The organism is Achromobacter sp. MUI-25009338 (assembly GCF_057359325.1).
The window spans coordinates 889861-905882 of record NZ_CM170627.1; the positions used below are offsets into that span (position 1 = coordinate 889861).

A 16022-nucleotide genomic window follows, 5' to 3' on the forward strand; every position below is an offset into this window, starting at 1 on the left:
CTCTTTCCTCAAAGACGCAAACGGTTTGCCATGGCCGTTGCATGGGCGGATAAAAGCCGTGGTGCTCATGTGTGTTGACCCCCTGACTCAGTGGCATCTTCGTCAGCCCCGCCTGCGCGCACCCACTCGTCCACTTCGGACAGCTGAAACTTCCACAGTCGCCCCACACGATGCGCTGGTAGGCCCTTGCGCTCTCTCCAGCGATAAACAGTGTCTTTGGCGACACCCAGATGCTGGGCCACGTGTTCAGCAGTCACCCACGGTTCAGTGCTCATGTCGATGGCGCTCTGGAATTATGTTTTAAAGTCGTCTTAAATCGTTTGAAGTCTACCATTGAAATTCTATTTAAGCCCCCGCCTGGCCAACCTCAAACTCCCAGATAGATCGACGTCACCGTCAACCGCTCATGTCCGAGCTCACGGCTGATCTGCTGGCGGGTGTGTCTATCGACCAAGCGCTGCGACAGCCCTAGTTGAGCCTTGCCAGGTCCGCCGGCTGCTGGTGACTTCCACCCCGTCAATGCTTCATATCGCATCTGTGCATACCGATGCCGCAGGCCATGCATATTGCTCAGGCTTGCAGCCTTGCACTGCCCATCGTAGGCGCGCCGCTGCTGGATGAAGGTCTTGTCTGCCGGGATCAATGATCCTCTGCCCGCCAGGCGGTGTGCTGCGTGGAGCACGTCGCGTTGCTCTGTCGTGGTGATGGGCACAGTTCGCTCCCGACCGCCCTTGGTCCACGATCCCTTGAGGGCGATGTTGTCCCCCCGATCCGCGTAACTGGGCTGGAACTTGATCGCTTCCTCCCGACGCAATCCGAAGGCGGCCTGTAGCTGAAGGCTCATGCGTACGTGCGCGTCGGTGACCTGTTCAAGACGTGTGCCCAGTTCCTGGGCCTTGCTGATGTTGGTCACATAGTGGCGCTCGGCCACGCCGAGTTGCGTGTTGTCCGTCGGCAGGATGCCGGCCTTGCCGATCTTCTCTGCCCACCAGCGCAGGTGAGAGAGCCGATTCTTGATGGTGCCGGACGACAAGCCTTCTCCCTGCCAGCGATCCAGCAGCGTCTGGACGTGCTTGCCCTTGAGCGACGAGGCTTTCATCTGCCGGAAACCGGCCTCCCGCAGTTGCCGCGCGGCCAGCGACAGCGAGCGCATCCGGTCGGCCTGTGTGGTGTAGCTGCCGTCTCGGTTGCGCTGGCATAGCTGCCGCAGGGTGTAGGTCAAGTCGTCCATCTTCCGGTCTCCAAGCAAAGCGCCGTACCGCGTTGTCCTGAAACTCAGTGGTTAGTGTTGGTGCCAACTCGCCAAGGCGAGATCCCGTGAGGGCAAGGGCATGGTGTTCAGGAGACACCAGAGCCTCGAATGAGGCGTCCGTCTTGCTCCCTGCTGGAAGCCCGGACGGAGGTACTACAAGACGAAAGTGATATGAACGTGGACGAGTCCTCCTATGAAGTGGATGGGATGAGAAATGCAGCGGCAGCTCTGTGCGTCGCGCACAGGCAATTGCCGCAAAGGACAGTGCGCCAGGTGGCGCAGTAGAGATGAGATCAAACAGACGAAGAAGGCTCCGCCCTGGGTAGGGCCGGTATGCGATCGGAGCCTGGGCATACCTGGGGTGGCTCCACCCTGTCGGGCCAGCGCTTGCAGGAACCTGCGCTGTTGGGGGGGCCGATGTACGAAGCCCATCGGTCTTGGCAACTGCCCGGTCAATGTAGTGCGGACATCATCATGTAGGCCGCACGCAATAGGAACTGGCTTTCGCCCGCATTGTTTGCGGTGTTGCGCGGGTCGTCACTGCGGTGTGCAGTGACGACCCGTTTCGCGGCAGCATTTGCTACGCAGGATGCGGCTGCCATTCCCTGGCCTGCATTGCCTGTGCTGTGCTGTCCCCAGCGTTCGTCGGAACGTTTAGCATCTTGCGGATGTTGGCGATGTGCGCCAAGGCCGTTTCACGCGATGCCGGTGGCGCAGTGGGTTCCGGGCGGGCTTCGGTGCGCGGTGGAGTTGTAGGCCGGTTCGCGGCAGACGTCTCCTTGCGACCTGCCCACAGGCGGAATTCACCAGCAAATACGCGCTTCACCAAGGCGAAGAAGTAGGCCACGACATTGCGCACGGTGCCGCTCTGGCTGCGTGCCTGCAACTCGTCGAGCACTTCCTGGCGATGCTGCGGCGGCAGCCGCCGCAAGGCGGCCTGCACGTCCCTTTGCTGATCTGCCTGGGCATTGCTCAGGCAAGGCGGCAAGCTCACCGACTGCGATGCCGAATCGCCGTCGCTTTCGCGCGCGCGGTACGTACGTTCTTTTTTATACATATACGTCTTATACGTATTGCCTTGCTTAGCCGGCATGTGGCAGGCGTGTTCGGTCTGTTGCGGAACAAGCGTGCTGCCAGCGGAATCGCCAGACAATGGCAGTGGGTCGGCTGCCTCGCTCGCCGGCGACGGCGGCGTAGGGGGAAAATCATCGTCATCCCCGAGATGATCGTGGGTCGCAATGGAGGCGGCTTCAGGTGCCTGTGCCTGCGTTGCCTGAATGTGGACAGCCACCCGATCCACCTGGTTGTTTTCGTGGCCGATAGACGCTTGCAGAAGCACGGACAGACTGGCATCGAGTGCGCAGGCTTGTTGGAAGTCCAGGGCGCTTTCGTGAACCTGATACAGCTCGCTGAGCACATGGCCGGTAAGGGGATCGCGTTGCTGGCCCACCAGGCTGATCCACCCCGTCAGCCGAAGCACGACGAGGACGCGCCGGGCCGTCTCGTACCCGGCCCTCTGCCCCAGCGGGGTGGAGGTGAGATAGCGGCGCAACTGCCCCAGGTTTGCCAGCGGGCTGATGCCCTCAGCAGAGCGCAGCATGCGCAGAACCTGCCAGCCATTGCGCTCCAATGGCGTGAGGCGGGCATCGAGCATGAGCGAGGTCGGCGTGGTGAAGAAGGCGTCTTGCCCCAGCGGGTTGTGGCGGGTGAGGTGGTCTGCCATGGGAGTTCTCCAAGGTCTGGGCCACAGTGGCCCGTTCCCCTGCATCTCATCGCGTACCGCTCCATGCGTCAGCCAACAATGCGGTCTGCGCCATACCCGTTTTATCCGGCAGGCGCAGCGCTGGCACCCGCATCCAGACTGATCTATCATCCCGATACCCCTATGGGGGTACAACTGGGGGTACTTCCAGCGATTCCCGCAAAGGCCGTGGCCTGATTTCCCCGTGAAACCTAGCATTCACGGCCCTTTGCCGACCGATCAACGTTTAAACGTGTGATCAACGTCTGACCGAATCCCCAACGCAGACGTTGCGGGCCAGGACCTCAACGGAAACCACCGTTTCCCTACCCCCCATCCGAAGCCCGCAACTCTTCAAACAACCAATCCTTGAATCGCACGATCTTCTCCGTCCGGCGCTCGTTGATCCGTTGCGAGAAAAAATGCGTTTCACGCAGAATTCGCTCGAACTCGTTGCGGCCGGCCTCGACCAGTTCGCCGCGGGCCAGTTCGCGTTCGGCGAAGCGGGTCGTCTCCAAAATGACGCCCATGCCGTCCACCGCCGCGGATACCGACAATGCGCCGCGGTCGAAGGATGGCCGGTTGCGCTGCGGCAGGTTCAGTCCGTTCAGTGAAAACCAGTCGTGCCAGCTGACCTGGCTCAAGGATGAATCGATGAGCGGCAGTTCGGTCATGAGCTGCCGCCAGTTGCGCCTGCGGCCCTTGAGCGAGGGCGCGCACATCGGCACGATGGCCTCGCATCCGAGGGGCGTGATTTCGATGCCGGGACGCTGCAGCGCCACGCCATAAGAGATTGCGATGTCCAGCTCGCGGGCCTGCGTCAGGTCCATGGGTTCGGCGCCGCTGGACAGGCGGATCGTAATGTCGGGGTTGTCGGTCATGAAGCCCGGCAGGCGCGGCCCCAGCCATTTCACCGCGAGGCTGGGGGCGCAATAGACGGAAAGAACCTGGCCGCTGGGCGCCAGGCTGACTTCCGCGCAACAGGCTTCCAGGGCGTCCATGATGCGCGTCAGGCTCTGAAGCAGGCGATGCCCTTCGGGCGTCGGTTCGACGCGCCGGTGGCTGCGCCTGAACAGGGATGTGCCGAAGTTTTCTTCCAGTTCACGTATCTGGTGGCTGATTGCCGAGGGCGTCAGATGCAGTTCGTGCGCCGCGAGGGTGAAGCTCTCCAGCCGGGCGGCGGCTTCGAACGCGCGCAGCAGGACGAAGTTCGGGATTTTTCTCATAGGGCCTTTGCCGGCAGCCGGATTTTCATGTGAATGCCATTCATCCAAACGTGAACATCTATCGGTTGTCATCATGTTAGCGCTGATCGAACATTCTGAGGTCCGGCGACGGATGGGCGCGCCCATCTTGTGCGCCGCATCGGGTTTACTTCAGAAGAGGATTCATCATGTCAGCCATACCAGACCGCGCCATGCCGCCTCGATCCAGCCAGCCGCTGCTGGCCGATGGCCGTGTTTCGATTTACCAGCCCGAGCAGCAGGGGCTGATCTACCCTGAGCTGCCCGCGTTCTCCAGCGCGGCCGAAGAGCGGCTGCATCTCAAGCAGCGGCTGGTGGCGGCGTGCCGCGCGTTCGCGCTGGAGGGCTTCGATTACGGTTTCGCCGGCCACCTGACGGTGCGCGATCCCGAGCATCCGGAGCTGTACTGGACCAATCCCATGTGCGTGCATTTCAGCCAGGTGAAGGTGTCGAACCTGATCCTGGCCGACCACAAGGGCAAGGTCGTGGAGGGCAGGCACGCCATCAACCGGGCCGGCTTCGTGCTGCATGCCGCCGTGCACGAGGCGCATCCGGACATCGTGGCGATGTGCCACGCGCATACCGTATATGGAACCGCCTTCGCGGCGCTGGGGCGGCCGCTGGAACCCATATCCCAGGATGCCGCGGCGTTCTTCGAGGACCACGTGGTCATCAAGAGCGAGGCGGGCCAGGTTGCGGTGGAAGAGCGCGCCGGACTGGCGGTCTGCGACTGGTTCAAGGGCGTGAAAGCGGCCATCCATCAGAACCACGGCTTGTTGACGGCCAGCCGGCACAGCATCGAATCGGCCGCGTTCTGGTTCATTGCGCTGGAGCGGTGCTGCCGCCAGCAGCTGATGGTCGAGGCGACGGGCATCAAGCCGGCGCTGGTCAGCGCAGAACGTTCACGCTACAGCCGGGAGCACGTGGGCTCCGAATACATCGGCTGGCTGCACTTCCAGCCGATTTACGACCATCTGGCGCTATCCCAGCCCGACATGTTCGACTGAGCAAGGCCGCGGTCGGACGCCGGCGCGGCGCTCGTTCGCGCCGGTTCAAAAAGAATACTTGGAGACAACCTATGTACAGCGATATCGCTGGGCCCAGCCTCGCCCGTACCGATGACGAAGGCGCGACCTATTCCAAGGTTGCGTGGCGGCTGCTTCCGTTTCTGTTCCTATGCTATGTCTGCGCGTATCTCGATCGAATCAACGTCAGCTTCGCCAAGCTGCAGATGTCGAGCGATCTGGGTTTCAGCGACGCCGTCTATGGATTGGGCGCGGGGATTTTTTTCGTCGGCTATCTGCTGTTCGAGGTGCCGAGCAACATCATCCTGTTGAAGGTCGGCGCGCGGCGCTGGATCGCGCGCATCATGGTCACGTGGGGCATTATTTCCGCCGGGATGATGTTCGTGTCGGGGCCGGTCAGCTTTTATATCCTGCGCTTCCTGCTGGGCGTGGCGGAGGCGGGCTTCATTCCCGCGATCCTGCTGTACCTGACCTACTGGTTCCCGAACAAGCGCCGCAGCAAGGTGACGGCCCTGTTCCTTACCGGTATTCCGATGTCCGGCGTCATCGGCGGGCCGTTGTCGGGATGGATCATGCACCGGTTCGATGGCGCGGCCGGCTGGGCCGGCTGGCAGTGGCTGTTCCTGCTGGAAGGATTGCCCACGCTGCTGGTCGGGGCGATGGCGTGGTTCTATCTGGACGACAAGGTCGCCGATGCGAAGTGGCTCACCGAGGCCGAGAAGGCGCGCATCCAGCGCGACCTGGCGGCCGAACAGCAGGGCCAGCATCTGCATTCGATCCGCGACGGGCTGACCAATCCCAAGGTGCTGCTGCTGAGCTGTCTCTACTTTTTCTTCACGATGGGGCTGTACGGCATCAGCTTCTGGCTGCCCAGCCTGGTGAAGGCCAGCGGCGTGACGGACAACTTCGACGTCGGACTGCTGTCGGCCGTGCCTTATCTGGCGGCCACGATAGGCATGATTCTGTTCAGCCGGAGTTCCGATGCGACGGGCGAGCGCCGCTGGCATTTGTTTGCGGCGGGCGGGCTTGCCGCGATAGGCCTGTACGGCAGCGTGGTGTACGCCCATAACACGACCTTCGCGCTGATCGCCCTGACGATTGGCACGGTCGGCGTGATGGCCTCGATTTCGCAGTTCTGGGTGTTGCCGCCGGCCATCCTGAGCGGCGGGGCGGCCGCGGCCGGCATCGCGCTGGTCAATTCGGTGGGCAGCGTCTCGGGTGTGGTCAGCCCTTACCTGATCGGCTGGGCGCAGACCGCGACCGCCAGCACCGGCGCGGGCGTGCTTGCCCTGGTGGCTTGCCTGGTGTTCGGCAGCCTGCTGGTGTTCGCGGTGCCGGCCAAGCTGGTGAACGTGCGCCGCTCAGCGTAGCGGCGACAGGCCTGGGCGGGCTCGCGCTTCCGGTTCCGGACTTTGCGCAAAGAGCTCGTCCAGTTTGGCGAGCAGGTTGGAGCGGGCGAGTTCGATATGCCGGTCGCTGAGCTGGACTGCGCGCGCCGCGTCGCCCTGGCCGATGGCCTGCGCGATCGCGGCATGTTCGTCCCAGATCGTGTCGCGGTGCGGCGATACCCGGTGCACGGCGCCCATGACGCGGCGCAGGTGCACCCAGTAGTGGTCGGCGCTTTGCGCGATCAGCGGGTTGCCGGAGGCGGCATAAATGGCGGAGTGAAACGCCAGGTCCGTGTCGATGATGGCTTTCAGGTCCTGTTTCAGGACCGCGCGGCGGCCGGCCTCGATCAGTTCGGGATCCAGTTGACAGCGGGCCTCGGCGGCCAGCCGGACCGCCAGGGCGTCCAGGGCGCCGCGGACCTGGTAGAGGTGGCCGACCCATTCGGGCTTCAGTTGCGCGACTTGCACGCCCCGGCCCGGCGCGTCTTCGATGAAGCCGTCTTTCTTGAGCAGCAGCAGCGCCTGCAGCACGGGCGAGCGCGACACATGGAGCTGGTCGGCGATTTCTTCCTGGGTGATCCGCTGGCCCGGGCCGATGGAGCCGTCCGTGATGGCGTCGAGCAGCACACGGTAGACGGTATCGACGAAATCGGTTCGCGACGGGATTTTCTCGAGGGGCAGGCGCATGGGGGCGATTCTACCTTGCAAGGGGTGGCTGAAACGGCAGTGGGCCGGGCGCGGACGCGGCCGCCGGTTTACATCCGGACACCGCGGCGCAGGGAAAACCCTGGATCTGCCATACCGCAATTTACTATATTCTTCGAATACCGAACTCTGAATACAGAGTTCAGAGTTCAAAAATAATGCGCATTTCCGCGCTTTTCCAGAGAGACATCAAATGAGCCCCAAGATCCAGGAACAGTTTGGCCGCGACCCTCACACCAGCGCGGGCGGGACGACAGAGAAGAAGCTGGTCCCTTTCGGCGGGTACTACACCAACAGGATCCCGGGGCATGATCCGGAGCTGACCGAAGTGGGGCCGGGCACGCCGGCCGGCGAGTACCTGCGCCGCTTCTGGCATCCGATCTGCATGTCGATGGAGCTGACCGACACGCCGCGCTTCCTGAAGATCATGGGCGAGGAACTGGTGGCGTTCCGCGACGGCAGCGGCCGCATCGGGGTGCTGCACGCGCATTGCGTGCATCGCGGCGCTTCGCTGGAATACGGCAAGATCGAACAGCACGGCATTTCCTGCTGCTATCACGGCATGGTCTTCGACGTGGACGGAACCTGTCTGCGCGTGCCGTTCCCGGAAGGCGAGGAGGAAGAGGGCGAGCGCTATCGCTGCTCGATCAGGCAGGGCGCCTACAAGGCCTTCGAGCGCAATGGCCTGGTCTTCGCCTACATGGGCCCGCCCGAACAGGAACCGCCGTTTCCGCAGTGGGAAGGCGACTTCACCGTCGCCGAGGGCGACGAACTGGTGCCCTACAGCAATTTCCAGCACTGCAACTGGCTGCAGGTCCAGGACAACGCGGCCGACAACTATCACACCATGGCGCTGCACGCGAAACGTCAGGTCACCGGCGAACACTATCAGGGCACCACGTTCGACGAAGTGGGCGCGGCGACGATGGAAGTGCCGCCCGACATGCAGTTCGTGCCCGTGCACGGCGGCCGCGGCCTGGCCTGCGCGGGCGCGCGCCGGGCCGACGACGGCCATATGCACATCCGCGTGCAGCACCAGGTGCTGCCCAACTTCAGCCTGCACGCCTACACCTCGGAAGACGGCAAGAAGAAAAAGCTGTTCAGCCGCTTCCACATGATCCGCTGGACCGTTCCCGTCGACGACCACAACAGCAAGATGATCGGCTGGCGCGTGATGGGGCCGGGCATCGACACGCGCGGCATCGGCGACAAGAGCCTGGTCGGCTACGAGACGATCGATTTTCTGGAAGGGCAGGTGGCGATGCGCCGCCCCGAGCGGTTCGGCAAATACAAGCTGGAGGACATGCCGCCCATTCCCTCGGATCACCGCGCCCGGGAAAACTACAAGGACGCCCAGTACGCGCCGGGCGACTACGAGGCGATCATCAGCCAGCGGCCCATCGCGATCCACGCGCTGGAGAACCCCACGAAATTCGACGCGGGCCTGTATGTGTTCCGCAAGCTGCTGCGCGATGCGATCCGGGGATCCAACCCCAATGCCGGTCCCGAGCAATTCGCCCAATGGCTGCGCGAGTGCGCGGGGCATCCCAACAGCTATTGCTCGGGCAATGTGTTCGACCTGCCCGTGGGACGCACGACGCAGGAGGAAGTGACGCTGCGCCGCCATCTGGCCCGCCAGGTGGTGCAGATCCTGACCGAAGCCGACGGCATGAAGGGCGATGAACGGGCCGGCTTCGTCATGGAAAAAATGGAGGCATTGCAGCAGGACGTACTCGCGCGGAGGCAGGCGTGAACGCGCCGCTGCCGCAAGGCGTGGTGATGGACGGCCGCGCCGGGACGGAGCTGCTGCAATTGCGGGTCCGCGGAATACGGATGCAGGCCGAAGGCATCCACGCCTTCGAGCTGGTCCACCCCGAAGGCCTGCCGCTGCCGGCGGTGGAGGCGGGCGCGCACGTCGACGTGCACCTGGCCGGGGGACTGATGCGTTCCTATTCCCTGGCTGGCGATCCGCAGGACAGGTCGCGCTGGATTCTGGGCGTGCTGCGCGAACCCAAAGGGCGCGGCGGGTCGCGGGCCATGCATGAGTCGCTGCGGGTCGGGGACCTGCTGCCCGTGGGAATGCCGCGCAATGCGTTTGCGCTGGCGCCGGATTCCGGCCACGCCATCCTGCTGGCCGGCGGGATAGGCGTGACGCCGCTCAAGGCCATGGCGCACGTGCTGGCCCGGGCCGGGCGGTCGTTCGAGTTCCACTATTGTGCGCGCACCGCGCAGCACGCGGCCTTCGTCGACGAGCTGCGCCAACTGGTTCCCGAGCGCGCGCTGCATCTGCATTTCGATGGCGGCGACTTCACGCGCGGATTGGACATCAAGGCCCTGCTGGCGCATCCCGGCGCAGGCCACCACGTCTATTACTGCGGCCCCGGCGGCTTCATGCAGGCATGCGCCGACGCGACGCAGCATTGGCCGCCCGGCACGGTGCATAGCGAACACTTCAAGGCGCCCGAGCGTCCCGCGTCCGAGGCGCCGCCCAGCGGCGGCTTCGAAGTCAGGCTGGCCAGGGCCGGCATTTCCGTGATGGTCGAGCCGGACCAGACGATCGTGCGCGCCATCGAACTGGCCGGCCACCGCGTGCCGACTTCATGCCTGTCCGGCTTGTGCGGCGCCTGCAAGGTCGAGTACCTGGAAGGGGAAGTCGACCACAGGGACTACATCCTGAGCGACGAGGAAAAAAGCCACTGCCTCACCGTCTGCTGCTCGCGCGCGACGAGTTCGTGCCTGGTGCTGGACCTGTAGCGGGATCGGCGCAGCCGCCCGGCGCGTGGCCGTCACTCGATGGCGCTTCTGTGCCGGGCCGCGATCTTGATCGCCTTGTTCGCATCCGCGGCCACCTTTTCGTAGTACGCGCGGGTCGGCGAAAAAACGGGCAGCACTTTGCGTTCGTCGAAGTTCTTGACCGAATCGTTGACCAGCTTGATCTGCACGTACCTGGCCTTGGCGTTCTGCACTTCCAGAGTGGCCCAGTTGCGGCAATCCATGAAGCCGGCGGAAAAGTTCGCGGTCCTGGTGGAGCCGGCCGGCACGCCGCCCTTGGATTGGTAGTAGCCATGGACGCGGCAATGCCGGTCCGAGGTCTGTTCGTCGTTGATGAACAGCCACGCGTCCCAGTCGGCCGATGCGATGTTGTAGCGGCTGGCGTTGGCCACTTCGTAGCTGAAGTTGACTTCGGAGAAGAGCGACCGGTCGGTTTTCAGGTCCAGGGCTTTGGCGGTGACTTTCGCGAGCTCGGCTTCGGCCTGCTGCACCAGTTTTTCTTCCTTGGCGAACCTGTCGGCGTTGTGCGTGATGGCGGCCTGGGCGTTGGCCGCCTCCTGGGTCTTGCCGCGGATGTATTCCTCGCTTTCGCCGACGATGATGGAACGCGGCGTGAGGCCGGGATATTTTTCGGCGAGCTGTTCCAGGCTGAAGCCGTTGGCCACCCAGCTGCCGACAGCCCAGTTGTACGCGTCCTGCTGCGCAGCCGTCATGTCGGGCCAGGCCTTGTCCAGCGATGCGCGGTAGGCCTGCGCGTTCTGCGTGGACAGCCGCAGGTCCACGCCTTTGTCGCATCCGGCAAGTGACGCGACGATTCCGAGCAACAGCAGTCCGCGGCGGGCTTTCAACATGTTTCTATTCTCGATTATTCGTAACGGGCGTTAATGTACCCCCAATCCTAGTAATCTGGGACGGCCTGCGAATCGAATAAGAGGAGACTGCAATGAGTCATGTATACGTCGTTGGCGTGGGCATGGTCCCCTTCGCCAAGCCCGGCCGGCACGCGCCTTACCACGAGATGGCGGCGCAGGCGGCGCGCGCCGCGCTGACGGATGCGGGGCTTGCCTATGAGCAGGTGCAGCAGGCCTATGTGGGCTACGTCTATGGCGATTCCACGGCGGGGCAGCGGGCCTTGTACGAAGTCGGCATGAGCGGCATTCCGGTCTTCAACGTGAACAACAACTGCTCCACCGGCTCCACGGCGCTGTTCCTGGCGCGTCAGGCGGTGGCCGGCGGCGCGGCGGACTGCGCGCTGGCCCTGGGTTTCGAGCATATGAATCCCGGCGCGCTGGGCACGGTGTTCCAGGACAGGCCGAGTCCGTTCGAGCGCTTCGACGCGGCCACCCAGGAACTGGTCGGCCAGGACGGGATTCCGTTCGCCTTGCGTTACTTCGGCGGCGCGGGCAAGGCGCACATGGACCAGTACGGCACCAGCATGTCGACCTTCGCGAAAATCCGCGCCAAGGCCAGCCGGCACGCCGCCAACAATCCGATGGCCTTGTTTCGCACCGTCGTGACGGAGGAAGAGGTGATGGCAGCGCCTGTCTTGTGGCCTGGCGTGATGACGAGGCTGATGGCGTGCCCGCCGACCTGCGGCGCGGCCGCCGCCGTCGTGTGCTCCGGGGAATACGCGCGGCGGCACGGGCTGGACCGCAGCGTGCGCATCCGGGCGCAGGCCATGACCACCGACCGGGCCGTCACCTTCGAGGCCCGCGACATGCGCGAGGTGGTGGGCTTCAGCATGGCGAAAGAGGCGGCGGACCGCGTGTACGAAGCCGCCGGCGTCGGCCCGCAGGATATCGACGTGGTCGAGCTGCACGACTGTTTCGCGCACAACGAGCTGGTGAGCTACGAGGCGCTGGGCCTGTGCGGCCTGGGCGAGGCCGAGAAGTTCGTCGTGGACGGCGACAACACCTATGGCGGCAGGGTCGTCACGAATCCCTCGGGCGGCCTGTTGTCGAAGGGGCATCCGCTGGGGGCGACGGGCCTGGCGCAATGCGCCGAGCTGGTCCAGCAACTGCGCCAGACCGCCGACGCCCGCCAGGCGCCCGACGCGCGGCTGGCGCTGCAGCACAACCTGGGGCTGGGCGGGGCCTGCGTGGTGACCTTGTACGAGAGGGCCTGAATTGCGGGCCAGGCGTTGCCGCCGCGGCGAATCTGTCCATAATCACCGCATGAACAGCGGCGATTTTCCGCATATCTGGCAAGCCCCCGACTGGCTGTCGTGGCGCTACGACCTGGCCACCCCCCCATACCCGCCCGGCTTCAAGTCATAACTGACCCAATCCGTCGCCCGCGCCACGCCGTCGTAAAGCCGCCGGGCGTCGTGGTTGTCGCGCGCGGTGATCCAGCGCAGCAGCGGCCAGCCGCGGGCGTGCGCGATGGACGCCACCGCGGCGATCAGGCCTCGGCCGATGCCCAGGCCACGGTGCCCGTCGGCGACGTACAAGTCGTCCAGGTACCCCGCGTCGCGTCCCAGCAGCGGCTTGGGGAAGGGGCGGTAGTGCGCAAGCCCCACCAGTTCGCCGCTGGCGGTTTCGGCGACGACGCCTTCCTCGGGATGTTCGGGGCGCATCAGCCATGACCAGGTGCGCCGCAGCGCCGCGTCGTCGATGTCCACTTCGTAGAACGCGGCGTAGCGGCGGTAGAGCGCCGCCCATTGGGCCTCGTCGCCCGGGTCGAGATTCCGGATGGTGATTGCGTCGGCATTCATGTCGATATCCTTGTGTTCACCATGCGGCCGGCAGCGGCGCCGGTCCGGGGTGTGAGGGGAAATGCGGCAGCACGTCCTCGGCCAGTTCCTGGATGACTTCGGCCGCGGGCCGTTGCGAGAACTGGATGCCGAGCGCGGCATGGTTGACGCCCGCGGCCTGCCAGGCGTGCAGCAGGTCGATGAGGCCTTTGCGTCCGGTGCGCAGCACGTAGCCGCCCTGCAGCGGCGTGCGCGGGTGGTCGGGGTCGTCGGCCAGGTCCAGCCATTCGTTGGTCATGTGCGGCCGGAAGCCGCCGTCGGCGATGCGCTGGCGCCAGGCGCGGATCTTGTTGGCCAGGCGCAGCGGGCCTTCGGGGGTGTGGGTGGCGTCGGGGTAGGTCAGCCAGCCGTCCGCATGTTCGGCGATCCAGGCCGGCGATTGGCCGCTGGCGCCGGTGACGATCAGGGGGATCGCGCCGGCGGCGGGCTGCGGCAGCAGCGCGGCGCGCTGGAACCGGCCCAGCGGCGAATCCACCGCCAGCAGGCCGGGCCGCATGAGCTGGCGGAAGTAGGCCACCGCCTGCGCGAAGCGCTCGGCGCGTTCGCCATGTTCCAGCCCATACGCGGGAAACTCGATGGGACGGTCGCCCGAAGCGATGCCCAGCACCAGGCGGCCGCCCGACAGCCGGTCGAGCGAGGCCGCGGCCTTGGCCAGGTCGATGGGATGGCGCAGCGTGAAGATGGCGCTGCCCGTGGCCAGCGCGATGCTGCGGGTGCGCGCCGCCAGAAAGCCCAGGTAGGTGAAGGGATCGAAGAGTTGGCCGGCGTCGCCGAAGGCGGGGTCGAACAGCGGCACGTCGCGCACCCAGACGGCGGCGAAGCCGCGCCGGTCGATCTCGGCCACCAGGTCGGCCTGCCCGGCCAGCGCCTGCATGTCGCCGGCATAGAAGCGCAGCGGCAGGAACACGCCCAGCGTGAGCCGTTCGGGCGCAAACATGCGGCGGTAGCCGAGATGCGACTGGAACGCGGCGTGCGAGGCGCCCGCCGCGGATAGCGGATTATCCATGTGGCGTCCGCTCCTTCAGGCGTCGGTCGCCGGCGCCGGCAGCGTGATGCCGCGGGCCACGGCGGGGCGGGCCGCGATGCGCTCGTGCCAGGCGCTCAGGTGGCGGTGCCGGCTGAAGTCGAACTCGATGATGCGGGCGATGTGGCTCCAGCCGAAGTGGGCGATGTCGGCGATGGAGTAGTCGTCGCCGGCGAGGTAGGGATGCTCGGCCAGCCGGCGGTCGAGCACGCCGAATACGTCTTCCGTCAGCCGCCGGTAGCGTTCGATGGCGGCGGGGATGGGGGCGTCGGCGAAGCGCTCGAAATGCACGCGCTGGCCGATGATGGGGCCGACGCTGGACGCATGGAATTGCAGCCACTTGATGGCTTCCCAGCGCGCGGCGGCGGACGCGGGCAACAGGCGGCCGGCCTTTTCGGCCAGGTAGAGCAGGATCGCGGCGGACTCGAACAGGGTGACGCCGGTTTCGTCGTCGGCGATGACCGGGATGCGGCCATGCGGGTTGAGCGCCAGGAACTCGGGGCTGCGGTGTTCGCCGGCCCCGATGCGGACGTGGTGCAGGCGGTAGGGCAGCGCCAGTTCCTCGAGGGCGATCGTGGCCTTGAAGCCGTTGGGGGAGCTATCGGTGTAGAGATCGATCATGGCGGGTCCGTTCAGGGGCCGAGGGTTCTTTCCGCAAGAAGCTCGGCTAAACTCGGAGGCGTTTCCTGAAGGAAATTCTGAACGTGGAATGCCGGGAAATAAAACGATTTGATCTGTATGCTGTATTTAGCTAGGCTAAATCATGAATCCTGTTTTTCCGCTTCTCGCGCTGCGCGCTTTCACCGAGGTCGGCCGCCACGGCAGCATCAAGCGGGCCGCCGCCGCGCTGGGGGTGACGTCGGGCGCCGTCAGCCAGCAGGTCCGGCTGCTGGAAGAGCGGGTCGGGTTGCCCCTGTTCACGCGCGGCCGGCAAAGCATGGCCTTGACCGAGGCCGGGGCGCGCGTGCATCCCGGCCTGCTGACGGCGTTCGACCAGATCGAATCGGCGCTGCGCACGCTGGAGGCCGCCCGCGCGCGCAAGACGCTTACCGTCAGCACCATGGCCTCGTTCGCCGCGTCGTGGCTGGTGCCGCGGCTGGGGCGCTTCACCAGCCGGCATCCGGATATCGAGGTCCGCGTGGAGGCCGTGGCCGACCTGGTCGATCTGCATCGGGACCGGGTCGACATCGCGATCCGCCACGGCCTGGGCAGCTATCCCGGCCTGCAGTCGCGGCCGCTGATGGCGCCGGTGCTGCTGCCGGTGGCCAGTCCGGCGCTGCTGACCGACGGGCCGCCGATACGCGAGCCGGCCGACTGCCTGGCCTATCCGCTATTGCAGGACGGCTGCCGCGCGGACTGGGGCTTGTGGCTGGCCGCGCACGGCGTGGCCGCGGACCCGCGCGCCGAGCGCGGCACGGCGTTCGGCGAGGACTATCTGCTGATCCGCGCGGCGGCGGCAGGCCAGGGGCTGGCGCTGGTGCCGCAGGCATATGCGCGCGAGGAGATCGCCGCCGGGCGGCTGGCGCTGGCGCTGGATCGGCCGTGGCCGGCGCGCTTCGCGTATTACGTGGTGATGCTGCCGGATGTCGCGCGGCGTCCGGAAGCGGCGGCGTTCGCGGCCTGGCTGGAGGAAGAGGCGCAGCAGCCGGCCTGAGCCGCGATGCCTGTTCAGCGCTGCGCGGGCTTGTCGGCCGCGGCGCGCAGGAAGTTCTGTTCCAGCTGGCTCAGGACGCGGTTGAGCGCGTCGATGTCGGCCGTGGACAGACCCTTGAGGGATTCTTCGAAGAAGGCCGCGCGCTTGGGCAGGGCGGCGTCCACCACCGCCTGGCCCGCCGCGGTGAGGCTGGCGTTGGTCAGGCGGTTGTCCTGCGGGTCCACGGCGCGCGAGATCCAGCCCAGCTTCTGCATGGCCTGCAGCTGGCGCGTGAGCGAGGCGGGGTCCAGGCGGCAGCGTTCGGCCAGGTGCTTCTGCGAGCACGGGCCGCGTTCGTGCAGGGCCAGGAGGATGCGCCAGCGCGGCAGGGCGTGGCCGACCCGGCCGCTGAAGGCGCTTTGCATGACGCGGTAGGTTTGCCCCATGTGCTGGATGACCTGCAGGCCTTGTTGCTGTTTGGACAAA

At 65.7% G+C, this 16022-nt stretch carries 16 protein-coding genes; 6 read left to right on the plus strand and 10 right to left on the minus strand.

The genetic code is table 11. The features are described 5' to 3' along the window. Positions 1-65: 65 nt before the first annotated feature. From AC1IQ6_RS04090 to AC1IQ6_RS04105, 4 genes are all read right to left on the minus strand, one after another. Positions 66-275 (minus strand): helix-turn-helix domain-containing protein, encoded by a 210-nt coding sequence (locus tag AC1IQ6_RS04090; protein WP_196700475.1) that lies wholly within the window; start codon positions 273-275, stop codon positions 66-68. Between the two features lie 92 nt (positions 276-367). Beyond that, complete coding sequence (locus tag AC1IQ6_RS04095) at positions 368-1231, minus strand: phage integrase N-terminal domain-containing protein (protein ID WP_485865887.1); 864 nt, start codon at positions 1229-1231, stop codon at positions 368-370. A gap of 601 nt (positions 1232-1832) precedes the next feature. Beyond that, positions 1833-2975 carry an STY4528 family pathogenicity island replication protein gene (locus tag AC1IQ6_RS04100; RefSeq protein ID WP_485865888.1) on the minus strand — a complete coding sequence of 381 codons (1143 nt, stop codon included), beginning with the start codon at positions 2973-2975 and terminating at the stop codon, positions 1833-1835. 344 nt (positions 2976-3319) lie between these two features. Then, on the minus strand, positions 3320-4219 hold the full coding sequence (locus AC1IQ6_RS04105) for a LysR substrate-binding domain-containing protein (protein WP_485866547.1): 900 nt from the start codon (positions 4217-4219) through the stop codon (positions 3320-3322). 167 nt (positions 4220-4386) lie between these two features. Between AC1IQ6_RS04105 and AC1IQ6_RS04110 the strand changes: the two genes are divergently transcribed. Together AC1IQ6_RS04110 and AC1IQ6_RS04115 are read left to right on the plus strand one after the other, a co-directional pair. Further along, entirely contained in the window at positions 4387-5244 is an 858-nt protein-coding gene (locus AC1IQ6_RS04110; protein WP_485865889.1) for a class II aldolase/adducin family protein, read from the plus strand. 71 nt (positions 5245-5315) lie between these two features. After that, positions 5316-6632, plus strand: a complete 1317-nt coding sequence (locus AC1IQ6_RS04115) for an MFS transporter (protein WP_102773977.1) — start codon at positions 5316-5318, stop codon at positions 6630-6632. On the opposite strand, the gene AC1IQ6_RS04120 is transcribed toward AC1IQ6_RS04115, so the two are convergent. After that, complete coding sequence (locus tag AC1IQ6_RS04120) at positions 6624-7337, minus strand: GntR family transcriptional regulator (RefSeq protein WP_485865890.1); 714 nt, start codon at positions 7335-7337, stop codon at positions 6624-6626. The genes AC1IQ6_RS04115 and AC1IQ6_RS04120 overlap by 9 nt on opposite strands. 211 nt (positions 7338-7548) lie before the next feature. Here AC1IQ6_RS04120 and AC1IQ6_RS04125 point away from each other — a divergent pair, with 211 nt between their 5' ends. Together AC1IQ6_RS04125 and AC1IQ6_RS04130 are read left to right on the plus strand one after the other, a co-directional pair. Next, positions 7549-9108, plus strand: coding sequence for a Rieske 2Fe-2S domain-containing protein (locus AC1IQ6_RS04125; RefSeq protein ID WP_485865891.1), 1560 nt, complete (start codon positions 7549-7551; stop codon positions 9106-9108). 26 nt (positions 9109-9134) lie between these two features. Further along, positions 9135-10109, plus strand: coding sequence for a PDR/VanB family oxidoreductase (locus AC1IQ6_RS04130; protein WP_485866548.1), 975 nt, complete (start codon positions 9135-9137; stop codon positions 10107-10109). Positions 10110-10141: 32 nt separating this feature from the next. Here AC1IQ6_RS04130 and AC1IQ6_RS04135 read toward each other — a convergent pair whose 3' ends face one another. Further along, complete coding sequence (locus AC1IQ6_RS04135) at positions 10142-10978, minus strand: hypothetical protein (RefSeq protein WP_485865892.1); 837 nt, start codon at positions 10976-10978, stop codon at positions 10142-10144. 92 nt (positions 10979-11070) lie between these two features. Between AC1IQ6_RS04135 and AC1IQ6_RS04140 the strand changes: the two genes are divergently transcribed. After that, complete coding sequence (locus AC1IQ6_RS04140; RefSeq protein ID WP_102773973.1) at positions 11071-12252, plus strand: lipid-transfer protein; 1182 nt, start codon at positions 11071-11073, stop codon at positions 12250-12252. A gap of 105 nt (positions 12253-12357) precedes the next feature. Here AC1IQ6_RS04140 and AC1IQ6_RS04145 read toward each other — a convergent pair whose 3' ends face one another. From AC1IQ6_RS04145 to AC1IQ6_RS04155, 3 genes are read right to left on the minus strand one after another with little or no spacing between them, the layout of a single operon-like run. Further along, positions 12358-12840, minus strand: coding sequence for a GNAT family N-acetyltransferase (locus tag AC1IQ6_RS04145; RefSeq protein WP_485865893.1), 483 nt, complete (start codon positions 12838-12840; stop codon positions 12358-12360). A 16-nt stretch (positions 12841-12856) separates the two neighbouring features. Further along, complete coding sequence (locus AC1IQ6_RS04150) at positions 12857-13885, minus strand: LLM class oxidoreductase (RefSeq protein ID WP_485865894.1); 1029 nt, start codon at positions 13883-13885, stop codon at positions 12857-12859. Positions 13886-13900: 15 nt separating this feature from the next. Further along, positions 13901-14524, minus strand: a complete 624-nt coding sequence (locus AC1IQ6_RS04155; RefSeq protein ID WP_485865895.1) for a glutathione S-transferase family protein — start codon at positions 14522-14524, stop codon at positions 13901-13903. A gap of 142 nt (positions 14525-14666) precedes the next feature. Between AC1IQ6_RS04155 and AC1IQ6_RS04160 the strand changes: the two genes are divergently transcribed. Further along, complete coding sequence (locus AC1IQ6_RS04160) at positions 14667-15557, plus strand: LysR substrate-binding domain-containing protein (protein WP_485865896.1); 891 nt, start codon at positions 14667-14669, stop codon at positions 15555-15557. A gap of 14 nt (positions 15558-15571) precedes the next feature. Here AC1IQ6_RS04160 and AC1IQ6_RS04165 read toward each other — a convergent pair whose 3' ends face one another. Continuing rightward, positions 15572-16021, minus strand: a complete 450-nt coding sequence (locus AC1IQ6_RS04165) for a MarR family winged helix-turn-helix transcriptional regulator (RefSeq protein WP_102773969.1) — start codon at positions 16019-16021, stop codon at positions 15572-15574. Between the last annotated feature and the right edge of the window lies 1 nt (position 16022).

Coding starts and splice junctions, on each gene's coding strand:
- AC1IQ6_RS04105 (WP_485866547.1), bottom strand. CDS start 4,219: ATGAGAAAAATCCCGAACTTCGTCCTGCTGCGCGCGTTCGAAGCCGCC.
- AC1IQ6_RS04145 (WP_485865893.1), bottom strand. CDS start 12,840: ATGAATGCCGACGCAATCACCATCCGGAATCTCGACCCGGGCGACGAG.
- AC1IQ6_RS04135 (WP_485865892.1), bottom strand. CDS start 10,978: ATGTTGAAAGCCCGCCGCGGACTGCTGTTGCTCGGAATCGTCGCGTCA.
- AC1IQ6_RS04150 (WP_485865894.1), bottom strand. CDS start 13,885: ATGGATAATCCGCTATCCGCGGCGGGCGCCTCGCACGCCGCGTTCCAG.
- AC1IQ6_RS04115 (WP_102773977.1), top strand. CDS start 5,316: ATGTACAGCGATATCGCTGGGCCCAGCCTCGCCCGTACCGATGACGAA.
- AC1IQ6_RS04125 (WP_485865891.1), top strand. CDS start 7,549: ATGAGCCCCAAGATCCAGGAACAGTTTGGCCGCGACCCTCACACCAGC.
- AC1IQ6_RS04155 (WP_485865895.1), bottom strand. CDS start 14,524: ATGATCGATCTCTACACCGATAGCTCCCCCAACGGCTTCAAGGCCACG.
- AC1IQ6_RS04130 (WP_485866548.1), top strand. CDS start 9,135: ATGGACGGCCGCGCCGGGACGGAGCTGCTGCAATTGCGGGTCCGCGGA.
- AC1IQ6_RS04100 (WP_485865888.1), bottom strand. CDS start 2,975: ATGGCAGACCACCTCACCCGCCACAACCCGCTGGGGCAAGACGCCTTC.
- AC1IQ6_RS04120 (WP_485865890.1), bottom strand. CDS start 7,337: ATGCGCCTGCCCCTCGAGAAAATCCCGTCGCGAACCGATTTCGTCGAT.
- AC1IQ6_RS04095 (WP_485865887.1), bottom strand. CDS start 1,231: ATGGACGACTTGACCTACACCCTGCGGCAGCTATGCCAGCGCAACCGA.
- AC1IQ6_RS04110 (WP_485865889.1), top strand. CDS start 4,387: ATGTCAGCCATACCAGACCGCGCCATGCCGCCTCGATCCAGCCAGCCG.
- AC1IQ6_RS04140 (WP_102773973.1), top strand. CDS start 11,071: ATGAGTCATGTATACGTCGTTGGCGTGGGCATGGTCCCCTTCGCCAAG.
- AC1IQ6_RS04090 (WP_196700475.1), bottom strand. CDS start 275: ATGAGCACTGAACCGTGGGTGACTGCTGAACACGTGGCCCAGCATCTG.
- AC1IQ6_RS04160 (WP_485865896.1), top strand. CDS start 14,667: ATGAATCCTGTTTTTCCGCTTCTCGCGCTGCGCGCTTTCACCGAGGTC.